Here is a 13,312-nt window from a genome sequence, read left to right as displayed (position 1 = left end):
GAGCGGGCCCACCGACAGGGCGACGCGACGACCCGTGGCCCGGAGGCGACGACCAACGCCCCGTTGGGCTACTGCTGGGTTAGATTGCGGCAATGAAGCCCACCGTGCTCGTGGTGCAACACGAGGACAACTGCCCCGCAGGCTGGTTCGCGGACTGGCTGCTCGCCGCCGGGCTCGAGCTCGATGTCCTCGAGGCGCACCGCGGGCGGGCGATCCCCGCGTCGCTGACCGACCATGCGGGTCTGCTCGTCCTCGGCGGCGAGATGGGGGCCGGCGACGACGCGACGACCCGGTGGCTGCCGCCCACCCGCGCCCTGATTGCGACCGTGATCGCTGCCGGCGACCCGTTCCTCGGGATCTGCCTCGGGCACCAGCTGGCGACGGTGGCCCTCGGCGGCACCGTGGCCCGCAACCCCCACGGGCACTCGCGTGGGCTGACGCCGTTCTCCCCGACCCCGGAGGCAGCGACCGACCCGCTCTTCTCGGCGCTCGAGCCGGGCGTGCAGGCGGTCCAGTGGAACAACGACATCGCCACGGCTCTCCCCCGACGGGCCACGACGCTCGCGCTCTCCCCGGACGGCTCGGTCCAGGCCGCCCGCTTCGGCCCGCGGGCGTGGGGCGTGCAGTTCCACCCCGAGGCGTCCCCAGCCATCTTCCGCAGCTGGACCACCGACAAGCCGTCGGCACGGGAGGCCCGGCCCGACGGGATCGACGTGTTTGCCGTGGCGGACGCGGTGGAGGGCAGCGCCTCGGCGCTGCGCAGGGCGTGGGAGCCGCTGGCCAGACGCTGGGCGCGGGTCGTCAAGGACGCCCACCAGTCCTGAGGGACGTCAGGACGCGGACGCCTTGACGATCACCACGGGACAGGCGGAGCCGCGCAGCACGCGCTGGCTCACCGAGCCGAGCAGCTTGCCGGCGAAGCCGGCCAGGCCGCGGCTGCCCAGCACGAGGAGGTCGGCCGTGGCCGAGCGGTCCAGCAGCGTGGGCACCACCTTGCCGTGGACGATGTCGACATCGATCTCGACCTCGGGGTAGTCCCGGCGAGCGGAGGCCAGCGCCTGCTCGACCTGCTGCCGCTGCCGCTCCTGCAGCGCCGCGAACTCCTCCTGGTCGGACTCGGTGACCACGAAGCCGCCCACCACCTCCAGCCCCCAGGTGTTGACCGCCAGCACCCTGGCGCCGCGCGCCCGGGCCTCGTGGCAGGCGACCCGTGCCGCGACGACGCTGTCGGCGCTGCCGTCCACGGCGACGACGACCAGGCCGTGGGGGTCGCCCTCGTGCCGGGCGTCGGGCGGCACGACCGCCACCGGGCTGGTGGCGTGCATCGCCACGCCGAGGGAGGTCGACCCGAGGATGAGCTCGGAGAGCGCGTTGCGGTGGCCCGTCCCCACGACCAGGAGCGCGTCCTGCTGGTGGGCCAGCAGCACCTCGACGGCGTCGCCCACGACCTCGACCGGCTCGACCGGCAGGTCCGGGAAGGTCGCGCGCACCTCGCCGACCGCCTGCTGCAGCGTGGACAGGGCCTCGGTGTTGTCCCGCAGCACGTCCCGGGTCGTCGTGTCCTCGGGGTCCACGACACCACCGGGCAGCCCGGCGACCTCGTCGGCCGCGTGCACCAGCTTCAGGGGCACCCCGTGCAGCGCCGCGGTGTGCGCGGCCCACCGGACCGCGTCCCCGCTCGTGCCGGGCACGTCAACGCCCACGACGACAGATCCCTTGGTCATCGGTCTCCTCCGTTGTGCCGGGCTGGTGGGTCCAGTATGTCGCACGCAATCCGGTGGCGCCCGGGCGCCGGACTGCGCCAGGGTAGCCGGATGGGACAGGCACCAGAGGGCTTCGAGTATGCCGTCACACCGGCCGGGGTGGTCCGCATCTGGCACCGGGGGCGGCTGGCGACCACCCTGCGGGGGCGGCGGGCGGCGGACTTCCTCGACGACGTGGGCGCCGGGGACGAGCAGCTGCTCATGGCGCGGGTCACGGGCAACTACCGGCGCGGCAACGAGCGGGTCGCCCGCCAGCACCCGCGCAACCGCGCAGCCGGTCGCTGACTCGGCGCTGCCGCGCGGACCGCGGACTCAGGACTGCTCGGCGGCGACGGCGGCCCGCTCCGCCGGCGACCTGAGGACACAGAACAGGTTGCCCTCGGGGTCGGCCAGGGTGACCCAGCCGGTGCCCGGTCCGTAGAGCCCGCGGTGGTCCGTCGTCACGGTGGCCCCGTGGGCGACGAGCCGGTCGACCTCCTCCTGCTGGGTCAGGTCGCGGGGCCGGAGGTCCAGATGGAACTTGTTCTTACCGGGCGTCGGGTCCGGCACCTCGATGAACAGCAGCGTGTGCCCGGTCCCGGGGTCGGAGATCGGGCACTCCTCGTGCCCGGGCTCGTTCGGGTCGTCGGCGTCCTCGACGTAGCCGAGCACGCCCTGCCACCAGGTCGACAGCGCGTAGGCGTCCGTGCAGTCGATCGTCGTGTGCGAGATGAAGGAGGTCATGGCCTCCAGCCTCACGCTCCGGACCGTGCCGCGGCAAGCGGTTTGCGCGACGGTGTCGAGGATCGGCGCGCGGCTCCGACGTCCTCGGTGAGAGGGTGGACCCGCCACCCTCCACGACGACGAGGTGCACCATGAAGTTCGTGATCCTGATCCACTCCAACCCGCAGCCGTGGGGCCACCCGACCGGCGACTTCAACGCCGAGCTGCAGGCCCAGTCACCGGAGGTGCGCGCCCAGATGAACGCGGAGTTCGAGGCGCTGCTCTCCGAGCTCAGCGAGCGTGGCGAGCTGGTCACCGCCGAGGCGCTGGGCGATCCCGCCACGAGCACGATCTACCGCTGGGACGGCGGGCCGATCACCTCCGACGGTCCCTATGCGGAGTCCAAGGAGCACTTCGCCGGCTACTTCCTCATCGACGTGGCCGACCGCTCCCGCGCGGAGGAGATCGCCCGGCAGTTCGCCAGTCCCGGCGACACCGTCGAGCTGCGACCGGTCATGTGGCCCGGCGGCGAGGACGTCTGACCGGCAGCCGGTATGCCGACAGGCCGGTCTCCCCGCCGCTGCCGCTGGGGGCGGGGACCGGCCCTGCGGGCGAGGAGACTGGACAGGTGAGGTTGTCAGGGCTGGAGGACGTGTGGCGCGAGGAGGCCCCACGGGTCCTTGCTGCCCTGCTGCGCCGTTCGGGAGACCTCGGCGCGTGTGAGGACGCGGTGCAGGAGGCGCTGCTGGCGGCGGCCGAGCAGTGGCCGCGGGACGGCGTCCCGGACAACCCGCGCGGCTGGCTGGTGCGGGTGGCCTCCCGGCGGATGATCGACCGGCTGCGCAGCGAGAACGCCCGGGTGGAGCGTGAGCTGCGTGACCACTCACTGACCCCGGGCGCTGCCGTGGCGCCCGGGGCCGACGAGGCGGCCGGCAACGGTCGGGACGACACGCTGCACCTGCTCCTGCTGTGCTGCCACCCGGCCCTCACGCCGCCGTCGCAGGTCGCGCTCACGCTGCGGGCGGTCGCCGGGCTCAGCACCGCACAGGTCGCCGCGGGGTTCCTGGTGCCCGAGACGACGATGGCCCAGCGCATCAGCCGGGCCAAGGCGACGCTGGAACGGGCGGGCGCACGCTTCGACGCCGTCCCGGCCCGGGAGCTGCCCGCCCGGCTGCACGCCGTGCGCCACGCGCTCTACCTGATGTTCAACGAGGGCCACTACGGCGGCACCGACCTCGGTGACACCGACCTGACCCGTGAGGCGGTGCGCCTGACCGAGCGCCTGCACCGCGCCCTGCCGGACGACGACGAGACGACCGGCCTCCTGGCGCTGGTGCTCCTCACCCGGGCCCGCGCGGCCGCCCGTCTCTCGCCGACCGGCGACCTCGTCCCGCTGGCCGAGCAGGACCGGGCCCGGTGGGACCGGCTGGCGATCCGTCGCGGCACCACCCTCGTCGAGCGGGTGCTGCCGCGCGGGCCGGTCGGGCCGTTCCAGCTCCAGGCGGCCATCGCCGCCGTGCACGCGGGGGCGGCCACGTGGGAGGAGACGGACTGGCTGCAGATCTGCGCGCTCTACCGGATGCTCGAGCGGCAGGCCCCGTCCCCGACCGTCACCCTCAACCTGGCGATCGCGAGCGGGATGGCGCACGGCCCCCGGGCCGGCCTGCAGCGCCTCCAGCCCCTGCTGGACGACCCGGCGCAGCGACGCAACCACCGGGTGCTGGCGGCCGCGGCCCACCTGCGAGAGCTCGCGGGCGACGTGTCCGGGGCGGTCGAGGCCTACCGCGCCGCCGCCTCGCTGACCCAGAGCCTCCCGGAGCAGCGCTATCTCAACACCAGGCTCGCGCGTCTCACCTGACCCGCGGGCCCTCGCGCGCCCCCGCCGACAGCGCTCGAGGTCACGGTGCCGGCCCCGCGCCCGACCGATCACCACACGGACTGGCAGTTCGTCGGCGGCCGGGCCGTGGTCGTGCTCAGCCCTGTCGCCCTGCCTCGCGAACTGCCAGTGCGTGTGGCGGCGCCGCCTGCTCCGCGGCCGCCACGAGGCGTTCACCGAGCTCCCGCACGACGGCGCGCAGCTCCGGTCCCCGCACGACGCGGAAGGGGACGGGCAGGGAGACCAGGCGCTCGGCATACCCGTGGGGGTTGCTGGTGCTGCCGGTGAGCCGGGTGGTCGTCGCGTCGATGGCTGTCAGCTCCCCCGCGACCGGGCCGAGCACCCGCTGACAGAGGTCCAGCGACCCGTCGATGACGACCTCGGTGGGGTACTCCCACCCCGCGCCGAGGTGCCGCTCGAGGGCGGCCACCGGGTCGAGGTCCGCCGGCGGCTCGAAGGTGTCCGGGCGCAGGCCGGCCCGCTGCACCCGGTCCACCCGGTAGGTGCGCACCGCGTCGCGCTCGATGGCGCGGCACAGCAGGTACCAGCGTCCGTAGCGCACCACGAGGGCCCACGGCTCGACCTGCGAGGTCCACTCGTTGCCGGACTCTGAGCGGTAGGCGAGCTCGACCACCCGGCGGTCCGCGCAGGCGCTCACCAGCGTGGCCGTCGTCTCCGGGTCCGGGCGCGCGGCGGTCCTGTCGGGGGCCGCGGCCGCGGTCCTGCGCACGGACTCCGCCTGCGCGGCCACACGCTCCGGCATGGCGCGCAGGATCTTGCCGAGGGCCGCGCCGACGGGGTCAGCGGGGTCCGCGGCGGGGTGGTGACCGTCCAGCACCGCCATGACCAGGGCGAGCGCCTCGTCCTGGCTGAACAGCACCGGCGGCAGCCGCAGCCCCCTCCCCGGGCTGTAGCCACCGGCCGGGCCGCTGGTGGACACGATCGGGATGCCCGCCTCGCGCAGGATCGCCACGTAGCGCCGGGCGGCGCGCGAGCTGACCCCGAGGCGGTCGGCCAGCTGGTCCGCGGTGATGCCCGGTCTCCCCTGGATCAGCTCCAGGGTGAGCAGCGCGCGGGCGGTGGGGCTGACCTCGGACCGCATTGACCTCTCCGTCCCTGCCGTTGATCGTCCGGGATCGAGTCTACGGTCGGCCCACGGGGGCTGGCCGCACGGTCGGCGCCGAGCACAGGAGGCACACCATGACCGAACCCGTCGCTGACACCGCTCCTGCCGAGGCTGCTACCCCCTGGGAACCACCGCTGGCGGGCAGCGAGCTCGAGCACCTGCTGGGGATGCTCGAGCGGCTGCGCACGACCTTCCGCTGGAAGGCGGACGGGCTGGACCACGCCGGCCTCACCACGCGGGTCGGGGCCTCTGCGCTGACCCTCGGCGGGCTGCTCAAGCACCTGGCGCTCGTGGAGGACCAGACGTTCTTCCTCAAGCTGAGCAACGTGGATCCCGGGCCACCGTGGGACCCGGAGGTCTGGGACGCGGAGCCGGAGTGGGAGTTCACCACCGCGGCCGACGACGAGCCCGAGGTGCTCTACGCGCTCTATGACGGCAAGGTCGCCCGGGCCAGGCAGCGGCTCCGGGACGCGATCGCCGACGGGGGCCTCGACCAGCCGACCGCCCTGTCCGACGGGGCGGGCCACCACGCGAGCCTGCGCCGCCTGGTCTGTGACCTCATCGAGGAGTATGGACGACACACCGGTCACGCTGACCTGTTGCGTGAGGCGGTGGACGGCCTGGTGGGTGAGAACCCTCCGCCCGGGTGGCGTCCCGTGTCGTGACCGGGGGCGGTATGCGGCACCGGGGGCGGTATGCGGCACCGGGGGCGGTATGCGGCGTGGTGCGGGCGTCGCCCTACGCTGGGTCGTCCCCGCCAACACCGCCCCAGGAGCCTGTCATCACCGGAGTCACCGCACCCTCTGCCGCCGCCCGCGAGCAGGCCGCCCAGCGGCTGGCCGCCCTGGCCACCCCTCCCGGCGCGCTCGGGCGGCTCGGTGAGGTGGCCGTCTGGCTGAGCGCCGCCCAGGGATCCGTGCCCCCCGCCCCGCTGGCCTCGGTGCGCCTGGTCATCCTCGCCGGGGACCACGGTGTGGCCCGGCACGGCGTCTCGGCCTTTCCCCCGGAGATCACCGGCGCCATGGTCCGCACCTTCCTGGCCGGACGTGCCGGCGTCAGCGCCCTCGCGCGGACCCACGGGGTGCACGTCCGCGTGCTGGACCTGGGCTGCAGCGATGACTTCACCGACCTCGACGACGGGGTGCGCACCGCGCTCCAGCGGCACAAGGTGCGGCAGGGCAGCGCGCCGATCCACCTGGACGACGCCCTGACGGCCGGGGAGTTCGACGCGGCGTGGGCCGCGGGTGAGTCGGTGGCCAGGGAGGAGATCGCCGCGGGCGCGGACCTCCTGCTCACCGGTGACATGGGCATCGGCAACACGACGCCGGCGGCGGCCCTGGTGGCAGCGGCGCTGGGTCGGCCCGCTGCGGAGGTCGTGGGGCGCGGCACCGGCGTCGACGACATCGCCCTGGCGCACAAGTCCGAGGTGGTCGACCAGGCCCTGGCCCGGGTCGGGGCCCGGTCCGCGGACCCCGCGGAGACCCTCCGTGCCCTCGGCAGCGCGGACCTCGTCGCCGCGACAGCGTTTCTGGTGACCTCGGCCCGCGAGGGTGTCCCTGCGCTGCTGGACGGCCTCATGGGAGTCGCCTGCGGGCTGTTCGCCGAGCGGATCGCCCCGGGCGCCGCCGCGTGGTTCGCGGCGGGGCACCGCTCCCCCGAGCCGGCGCAGTCACTGGCCCTGGAGGCCCTGGGACTGACCCCTCTCCTGGACCTGGGTATGCGGTTGGGTGAGGGCTCCGGTGCCGTCGCCGCGGTCCCCCTGCTCCACAGCGCGGTCGCCCTGCTCCGCGACGTGGCCCTGCTGGAGGAGCTCGGGTGAGCCTGCGCGACGGCTGGCGCCTGGCACTCGGCACGCTGACGCGCATCCCGGTGCGGCCCCCTGAGGTCGTCGACCGGTCCGTGGCCGGCGTGGCGATGCTCGCGGCCCCGCTCACCGCCGTGCCGGTCGCGGTCGGCGTGGCGGTGCTCGTCTGGTGGGGACGGGAGGGCCACCTCCCGCCGCTGGCGGTGGGCCTGCTCGCCGTGGCCCTGCTGGCGTGGGCGAGCCGCATGCTGCACCTCGACGGCCTCTCCGACACGGTGGACGGGCTCACCGCCTCCACCGACCGGGCCAGGTCGCTGGAGGTGATGCGCTCGGGCACGGCAGGTCCCTCCGGGGTGGTGGCCCTCGTGGTGGTCCTGGGACTCCAGGTGGTGGCGCTGGCCTCGCTCACCGCTCAGGAGTGGGGGCCGCTGCTGGCGGCCGCAGCCGTCGTGGCCTCGCGCAGCAGCCTGGCCCTCGCCTGCGTGCGCGGTGTCCCGGCGGCGCGGCCCGACGGGCTGGGCGCGGCGGTGGCCGGCGCGGTCCACCCGGTGGCGTCTGGGCTCGCGTGGCTGGTCACCGCAGGTCTCGTCTGGGCGGTCGCGCTCCTGCCGGGCTTCCATCTCGGTGGGCTTCTCGCGCCGGTGCTCGCGGCGCTGGGGGTCGCGGTGGCGCTGCGGGTGGCGGTGCGGAGGCTGGGTGGCGTGACCGGTGACGTCCTCGGTGCCTGCGTCGAGCTGAGCCTGGCGATCCTGCTGCTCGGGCTCGCCTGACGGCAGAGCCGCTCGTCCACCCGGTCCGGCTAGAGCACGAGCACGCGCCCGGAGACCACCAGGTGGACCTCCTCGCAGGCCGTCGCGACCTCGCGGTTGACCTCTCCCAGCAGGTCGCGGAACAGCCGCCCGGAGCGGTGGGCCGGCACGACGCCGAGTCCGACCTCGTTGGTCACCAGGACCACCGGCTGCGACCGCTCCAGGGCGGCCACGAGGCCGGCGACCTCGTGGCGCACCACGGCCGTCACCTCCTCGACCGGCGCCTCCCACAGGGCACGCCGGTCGATCGTCCGGGTGAGCCAGGTGCCGAGACAGTCCACCAGGACGGCCTCGTCACTCTCCGCGAGCGCGGTCGCGAGGTCGGTCGTCTCGACGGTCGTCCAGGTGGCCGGGCGGCGCTCCCGGTGGGCCGCCAGCCGGCGCGCCCAGTCCGGGTCGGGCTCCTCGGTCTCGTCGGGGCCAGGCGCCACATAGGTGACGCGCGCCTCCTGGCGCAGCAGGGTCTCCGCGTGGTGGGACTTGCCGGAGCGGACGCCCCCGGTGACCAGGACCCTCATACTGCTCCTTCTGTCGTCGCCACTCCGAGCGGCCACGTGCACCGGACGTGGCAGTGCCCAGCCTGCCACCACTGCAGCTGGAGCTGGTCGGCACGGCAGTGCGCCGGGACCAGGTCGCCGAGCAGTGCCCGGACGTCCGCCTCGTCCACACCGGGGCCGACGGCGTCGAGGGTCACGTGGGGCGTGGCGTCCGGGAACTGCCCGGCGTAAGGTGCGTGGTCCGGGAAGCTGCCCCACACCCGTGCGGTGAGCGCCGCGAAGGGGTCCGCGGGCTCGGGCAGCAGGTGGATGATGCCGTTGGGGAAGACACCCGTGCGGGCCAGTCGGTAGGTGAACGGACGTGCCGCCGCGGCGATCCCGGCCACGATCGCCAGGTCTGCCGACGTGGGCTCGCGCACCCACGGGCCGAGCACCGTCACGTGGGCCTGACCGAAGTGCGGGTCAGCCGACAGGTAGGCCGCGTCGTAGTGCGCGGTCCGGCGGCGCACGAAGTCATCCAGCTCCGGCACGGGCACCGCCAGGACCGTGTGCCCACGGTCCACGTGGTCCCCACTCCAGGCGTCGGTGGCAGCGCGGTGGGTGGACACCCTGCCGATTCTGTCGTTCGCCCGGCGCTCCCCCTGACCCGACCCTACGATGGGCACGTGCCCGAGGCGTCCGACCTCCAGATCCGGCCCGCCAACGAGGCGAGCTGGGAGGACCTGCAGGCGGTCTTCGGCGCCCGGGGCCAGGCGGCGCGGTGCCAGTGCCAGCGCTACAAGCTGCGGCCGCGCGAGGCCTTCGCCACCCAGCCGGTCGAGGAGCGGGCGTCGCGGCTGCGGGAGCAGACGGACTGTGGCGATCCTGGATCCACCACCACGAGCGGGCTGGTCGCCTACCTCGAGGGCGAGCCGGTCGGGTGGTGCGCCGTCGAGCCGCGCCCGGAGTTCCCCGGTCTGCGGCACAGCCCGGTGCCCTGGGCCGGGCGCGACGAGGACCGCGGCGACGCGTCGGTGTGGGCCATCACCTGTGTCCTCGCGCGTGCCCGGTTCCGCAAGCGCGGCATCAGCAAGGCGCTGATCCGGGCGGCCGTCGACCACGCGAGGGCCCGGGGTGCCACGGCGCTCGAGGCCTATCCGATGACGACGACGGCAGCCATCGCCGAGGAGATCCACGTCGGCACCGTCGGCAGCTACCTGGAGGCGGGCTTCACCGAGGTCAGCCGCCCGACCCAGCGACGTGCGGTGGTGCGTCTCACCTTCTGACTGACGGACCGCCCGGTGAGCACGTCAGCATCCCGTCAGCCACCGGGTCACGGCACGGAGAGCCGCTGGGCGGCCCCGACCCGGAACCACCGGTAGCCGTATCCCTCGAGACTGAGGTGGAGCCGACCGTCCTCGGTGTCGTGCAGCTCGTGGGAGAACAGGTCGAGCACGACCTGGTCCGGCACCACCTCGGGGACCTGCACGTCGAGGACCACGGGCTCTGCCGCAAGGTTGTGGGCGGCGACGACGGCTGTGTCCGCGACCTGGCAGCAGTGCGCGAGCACCTGGTGGTGCGGTTGTTCGAGCACGTGGAGCTCCTCGGCCCAGCCGATCTCGGGGCACTCGCGCTGGGCGGCGATGAGCACGCGCATGAACGACCAGAACGAGTCCGGGTCGCGCACCTGGGCCGAGACGTTGACGTGCTCCGGCGCGTAGCCGTCGGGCACCGTGCGCTGGATGAGCCGGCGCGTGGGTGCCGAGGAGAAGCCTCCGTTCGGTCCGTCGCTCCACTGCATCGGGGTCCGCACGGCCATCCGGCCCTCGGCGGCGAGGTCCTCCCCCATGCCGATCTCCTCGCCGTAGTAGATCGTGGGCGTCCCGGGCAGGGAGAACATCAGGCTGTAGGCCATCCGGACCCGCCTCGGGTCCCCCTCGAGCATGGGTGGGAGCCGGCGTTTCAGCCCCCGCCCGTAGAGCTGCATCGACTCCTCCGGGCCGAAGGCGGCGAAGACCTCCTGCCGCTCCTGCTCGCTCAGCTTGTCCAGGGTGAGCTCGTCGTGGTTGCGCAGGAAGGAGACCCACTGGGAGGTGCGGTGCAGGGTGGGTCGTTCCTGCAGGGCCTTGACCAGAGGACGCGCGTCGCCGCGGGCCAGGGAGAGGTACGTGGCCTGCATACCGATGAAGTCGAACTGCATCTGCAGCTCGTCGCCGTCCTCCCCGCCGAAGTAGTCCACCTGCTCGGCATAGGGCAGGTTGACCTCGCCGAGCAGGACCGCCGAGCCCTTCCGGCGCGTCAGGAAGGCGCGGATCTGTCGGAGCAGGTCGTGCGGGTCGGCGGGCAGGTCGCCGGAGGCCCGCTCCAGGTCCTGGAGGAAGAACGGGACCGCGTCGACCCGGAAGCCGTCGATCCCCAGCTCGAGCCAGAAGCCGATCACCCGCAGGATCTCGTCGCGGACCGCAGGGTTGGCGGTGTTGAGGTCGGGCTGGTGCTTGTAGAAGTGGTGCAGGTACCACTCACCGGTCCGCTCGTCGAGGGTCCAGATGGAGTCCTCGCGGTCGGGAAAGATCACCTGGCCGGAGGTGTCGGGTGGCTCGGTGTCCCGCCACACGTAGTAGTCCCGGTAGGGGTTGTCCCTGCTGCGCCGGGCGGCGCGGAACCACGGGTGGCGGTCAGAGGTGTGGTTGACGACCAGGTCGATGATGACGCGCAGACCCCGGTCGTGGGCGGTGCGGATGACCTCGACGAGCTGCCCGTGGTTGCCCAGCCGGTCGTCCACGCCGTAGAAGTCGGTGACGTCGTAACCATCGTCCCGGTCCGGCGTGGGGAAGAAGGGCATCAGCCAGATGCAGTTCACGCCGAGGCGGGCCAGGTAGTCGATCCGCTGTGCGAGCCCCGCGAGGTCACCGGTCCCGTCACCGTCCGAGTCGGAGTAGGTCTCGACGTCGAGGCAGTAGATGACCGCGCTCTTCCACCACAGGTCGCTGGTGTCGGTGATCCGCATGCGCGTCTCAGTCGTCCTCGAACATCGGCAGCACCTGCTCGGCGAAGGTCTCGATGAAGGTGAGCTGGTCCTGTCCGACGTGGTGCAGGTAGATGTCCCCGAAGCCCAGGTCGGCGTACTCCGCGATCCACTCGCGGTGCCGGCCGAGGTCCTCGGAGACGCGCACGCTCTCGTGTACCTGCTCGAGGGTCACCGACTCCGCCAGTGCGTCGAACTCCGCGGTCGTCTCGGTGTCGGCCGCCACCTGGGCCGGGAAGACGTTGCTGCGCCACTGGTCCCAGGCGATCTCCTCGGCCTCCTGGTGGGTCGGGGCCCAGGAGAGGTGGACCTGCAGGGCCAGCGGACCCCGGCCTCCGCCGTCGCGGTATGCCGACACGACCTCCCGCAGGACGCCCGCCGGTTGGACGACGGTGATCAGCCCGTCGGCCCAGGCCGCGGCCCGGGCGGCGGACTCCGGGGAGATGGCGGCGGCCAGGAGCGGCGGCGGGTCGTGGGGCCGGTCCCAGAGTCGGGCCCGGTCCACCGTCACGGCACCGTCCTGGCTCACCTCGTCACCGGTGAGGAGGCTGCGCATCACCCCGACTGCGTCCTCCAGGTGACTGACCCGCTGCCCCTTGGCCGGCCAGGGCTGTCCCGTGATGTGCTCGTTCAGGGCCTCCCCGCTGCCGAGAGCAGCCCACACCCGGCCGGGGAACATCTGCGCCAGCGTCGCCAGCTGGTGGGCCAGGACGGCCGGGTGGTAGCGGTGGCCGGGGATGGCCAGGGTGCCGATCGGGAACTCCGTGGTCGCCAGGGCGGCCCCCAGCCAGGTCCACGTGTTGCCGGAGTGCCCCTGCCGCCTGCTCCAGGGGGCCACGTGGTCGGAGCACATCGCCATCGGGAACCCGGCGTGCTCGGCATGCCGGACGTCCGCGAGCAGCTGCCGCGGAGGGATCTGCTCGTGGGAGGCGTGGAAACCGAGGCGAGCCATCTGCCCAGTCCAGCCCACCGGGCCGGTCACCGCAAGGGCAGGCGAGGGGGGCGGCTGACCCGGCCCGTCCGCATACGACTGCTGCGTCCGGCCGTCCCGGCTGACTGGCGAGGCGACAACAGCAGACCTCACGTCAAGCAACGTCGTGTACCGTGAGACCCATGCTGAAGGAGCCACTGCCGCCCGCGCCGGGCGCCGATGCCCACGTCAGCCTCGCCCTGGCGAACAGCGTCATCACCCTGCCGGGCGGAGGCCTGTGGGACGGCCTGACCAGCCCCGAGAACGCCACGGCCTGGCTGGTCGGACACGATCTCGTGCCCGGGGACACGGAGCTCCTGACCTACTGTCAGCAACAGCTCACCGGCCTGAGGCAGACCCTTCGCGCCCTCTTCACGGCTGATGTCCACGCGGAGCCACCGCCACCGGAGGCCCTCGATGCGGTCAACCGGGCCCTCACCCGGGTTCCGAGCGCGCTGCCGCTCCAGCACGACGACACCGGATTCTTCCGGTCGGCACAGCACCCGGTGACGCAACTGGTCGAGCACGCCATGGCGCGGATCTCCGATGACGCCGCCGGCCTCCTCGCCGGCGAGGAACGGTCCCTGCTCGCGCTGTGCGGGGCCGCGCCGTGTGACCGCTTCCTGCTCCGCACCCACGCGCGTCGCCACTGGTGCTCCACGCGGTGCGGCGACCGCGTGCGGGCTGCCCGGGCCTATGCACGCAGGCAGCACGAGACGCTGCCCGTGAAGCGACGAGAGACGGCTGCTCCCTAGCGCGAC

16 protein-coding genes are annotated in these 13,312 nt (G+C 73.7%); 9 read left to right on the top strand and 7 right to left on the bottom strand.

The genetic code is table 11. The features are described 5' to 3' along the window. The first annotated feature begins 92 nt into the window (after positions 1-92). Complete coding sequence (locus DA085_RS06585; RefSeq protein WP_109472167.1) at positions 93-824, top strand: type 1 glutamine amidotransferase; 732 nt, start codon at positions 93-95, stop codon at positions 822-824. 6 nt (positions 825-830) lie between these two features. Here DA085_RS06585 and DA085_RS06580 read toward each other — a convergent pair whose 3' ends face one another. Beyond that, on the bottom strand, positions 831-1,724 hold the full coding sequence (locus DA085_RS06580; protein WP_109472166.1) for a universal stress protein: 894 nt from the start codon (positions 1,722-1,724) through the stop codon (positions 831-833). Positions 1,725-1,814: 90 nt separating this feature from the next. Between DA085_RS06580 and DA085_RS06575 the strand changes: the two genes are divergently transcribed. Beyond that, positions 1,815-2,048, top strand: a complete 234-nt coding sequence (locus tag DA085_RS06575) for a hypothetical protein (protein ID WP_109472165.1) — start codon at positions 1,815-1,817, stop codon at positions 2,046-2,048. A gap of 27 nt (positions 2,049-2,075) precedes the next feature. Here the strand turns inward: DA085_RS06575 and DA085_RS06570 are convergent, their stop codons facing one another. Then, entirely contained in the window at positions 2,076-2,486 is a 411-nt protein-coding gene (locus DA085_RS06570; RefSeq protein ID WP_109472164.1) for a VOC family protein, read from the bottom strand. A 131-nt stretch (positions 2,487-2,617) separates the two neighbouring features. Between DA085_RS06570 and DA085_RS06565 the strand changes: the two genes are divergently transcribed. Together DA085_RS06565 and DA085_RS06560 are read left to right on the top strand one after the other, a co-directional pair. Beyond that, positions 2,618-3,007 carry a YciI family protein gene (locus DA085_RS06565; protein WP_109472163.1) on the top strand — a complete coding sequence of 130 codons (390 nt, stop codon included), beginning with the start codon at positions 2,618-2,620 and terminating at the stop codon, positions 3,005-3,007. Positions 3,008-3,093: 86 nt separating this feature from the next. Beyond that, positions 3,094-4,323, top strand: a complete 1,230-nt coding sequence (locus tag DA085_RS06560; RefSeq protein WP_202619131.1) for an RNA polymerase sigma factor — start codon at positions 3,094-3,096, stop codon at positions 4,321-4,323. Positions 4,324-4,438: 115 nt separating this feature from the next. On the opposite strand, the gene DA085_RS06555 is transcribed toward DA085_RS06560, so the two are convergent. Further along, complete coding sequence (locus tag DA085_RS06555; RefSeq protein WP_109472162.1) at positions 4,439-5,443, bottom strand: helix-turn-helix transcriptional regulator; 1,005 nt, start codon at positions 5,441-5,443, stop codon at positions 4,439-4,441. Between the two features lie 98 nt (positions 5,444-5,541). Here DA085_RS06555 and DA085_RS06550 point away from each other — a divergent pair, with 98 nt between their 5' ends. The 3 genes from DA085_RS06550 to DA085_RS06540 are packed head-to-tail and all read left to right on the top strand — an operon-like array spanning position 5,542 to position 8,041. Then, complete coding sequence (locus DA085_RS06550; RefSeq protein WP_109472161.1) at positions 5,542-6,132, top strand: mycothiol transferase; 591 nt, start codon at positions 5,542-5,544, stop codon at positions 6,130-6,132. A gap of 56 nt (positions 6,133-6,188) precedes the next feature. Then, positions 6,189-7,286, top strand: coding sequence for a nicotinate-nucleotide--dimethylbenzimidazole phosphoribosyltransferase (gene cobT / locus DA085_RS06545; protein ID WP_237565344.1), 1,098 nt, complete (start codon positions 6,189-6,191; stop codon positions 7,284-7,286). Next, positions 7,283-8,041 (top strand): adenosylcobinamide-GDP ribazoletransferase, encoded by a 759-nt coding sequence (locus DA085_RS06540; RefSeq protein WP_237565343.1) that lies wholly within the window; start codon positions 7,283-7,285, stop codon positions 8,039-8,041. Before cobT ends, DA085_RS06540 begins: the two co-directional genes overlap by 4 nt. Positions 8,042-8,070: 29 nt before the next feature. On the opposite strand, the gene cobU is transcribed toward DA085_RS06540, so the two are convergent. Both cobU and DA085_RS06530 read right to left on the bottom strand, forming a co-directional pair. Next, positions 8,071-8,598, bottom strand: coding sequence for a bifunctional adenosylcobinamide kinase/adenosylcobinamide-phosphate guanylyltransferase (gene cobU / locus DA085_RS06535; RefSeq protein ID WP_109472160.1), 528 nt, complete (start codon positions 8,596-8,598; stop codon positions 8,071-8,073). Further along, complete coding sequence (locus DA085_RS06530; RefSeq protein WP_202619130.1) at positions 8,595-9,185, bottom strand: 2'-5' RNA ligase family protein; 591 nt, start codon at positions 9,183-9,185, stop codon at positions 8,595-8,597. Before DA085_RS06530 ends, cobU begins: the two co-directional genes overlap by 4 nt. 57 nt (positions 9,186-9,242) lie before the next feature. On the opposite strand from DA085_RS06530, the gene DA085_RS06525 reads away from it, so the two are divergent. Next, entirely contained in the window at positions 9,243-9,842 is a 600-nt protein-coding gene (locus DA085_RS06525; RefSeq protein WP_109472159.1) for a GNAT family N-acetyltransferase, read from the top strand. Between the two features lie 47 nt (positions 9,843-9,889). Here the strand turns inward: DA085_RS06525 and DA085_RS06520 are convergent, their stop codons facing one another. Together DA085_RS06520 and DA085_RS06515 are read right to left on the bottom strand one after the other, a co-directional pair. Then, positions 9,890-11,563, bottom strand: a complete 1,674-nt coding sequence (locus DA085_RS06520; protein ID WP_109472158.1) for an alpha-amylase family protein — start codon at positions 11,561-11,563, stop codon at positions 9,890-9,892. A gap of 7 nt (positions 11,564-11,570) precedes the next feature. Next, positions 11,571-12,533 carry a TIGR03885 family FMN-dependent LLM class oxidoreductase gene (locus DA085_RS06515; protein WP_109472157.1) on the bottom strand — a complete coding sequence of 321 codons (963 nt, stop codon included), beginning with the start codon at positions 12,531-12,533 and terminating at the stop codon, positions 11,571-11,573. A gap of 161 nt (positions 12,534-12,694) precedes the next feature. Here DA085_RS06515 and DA085_RS06510 point away from each other — a divergent pair, with 161 nt between their 5' ends. Further along, a complete protein-coding gene (locus tag DA085_RS06510; RefSeq protein ID WP_109472156.1) occupies positions 12,695-13,306 on the top strand; it encodes a CGNR zinc finger domain-containing protein in 612 nt (203 codons plus the stop codon). Positions 13,307-13,312 lie beyond the last annotated feature (6 nt).

Origin of the sequence: Ornithinimicrobium cavernae, assembly GCF_003121625.1 — a bacterium.
GTDB lineage: Bacteria > Actinomycetota > Actinomycetes > Actinomycetales > Dermatophilaceae > Ornithinicoccus > Ornithinicoccus cavernae.
Note: the sequence above shows the minus strand (reverse complement) of the source record. Positions and strands in the feature narration are given on the sequence as shown.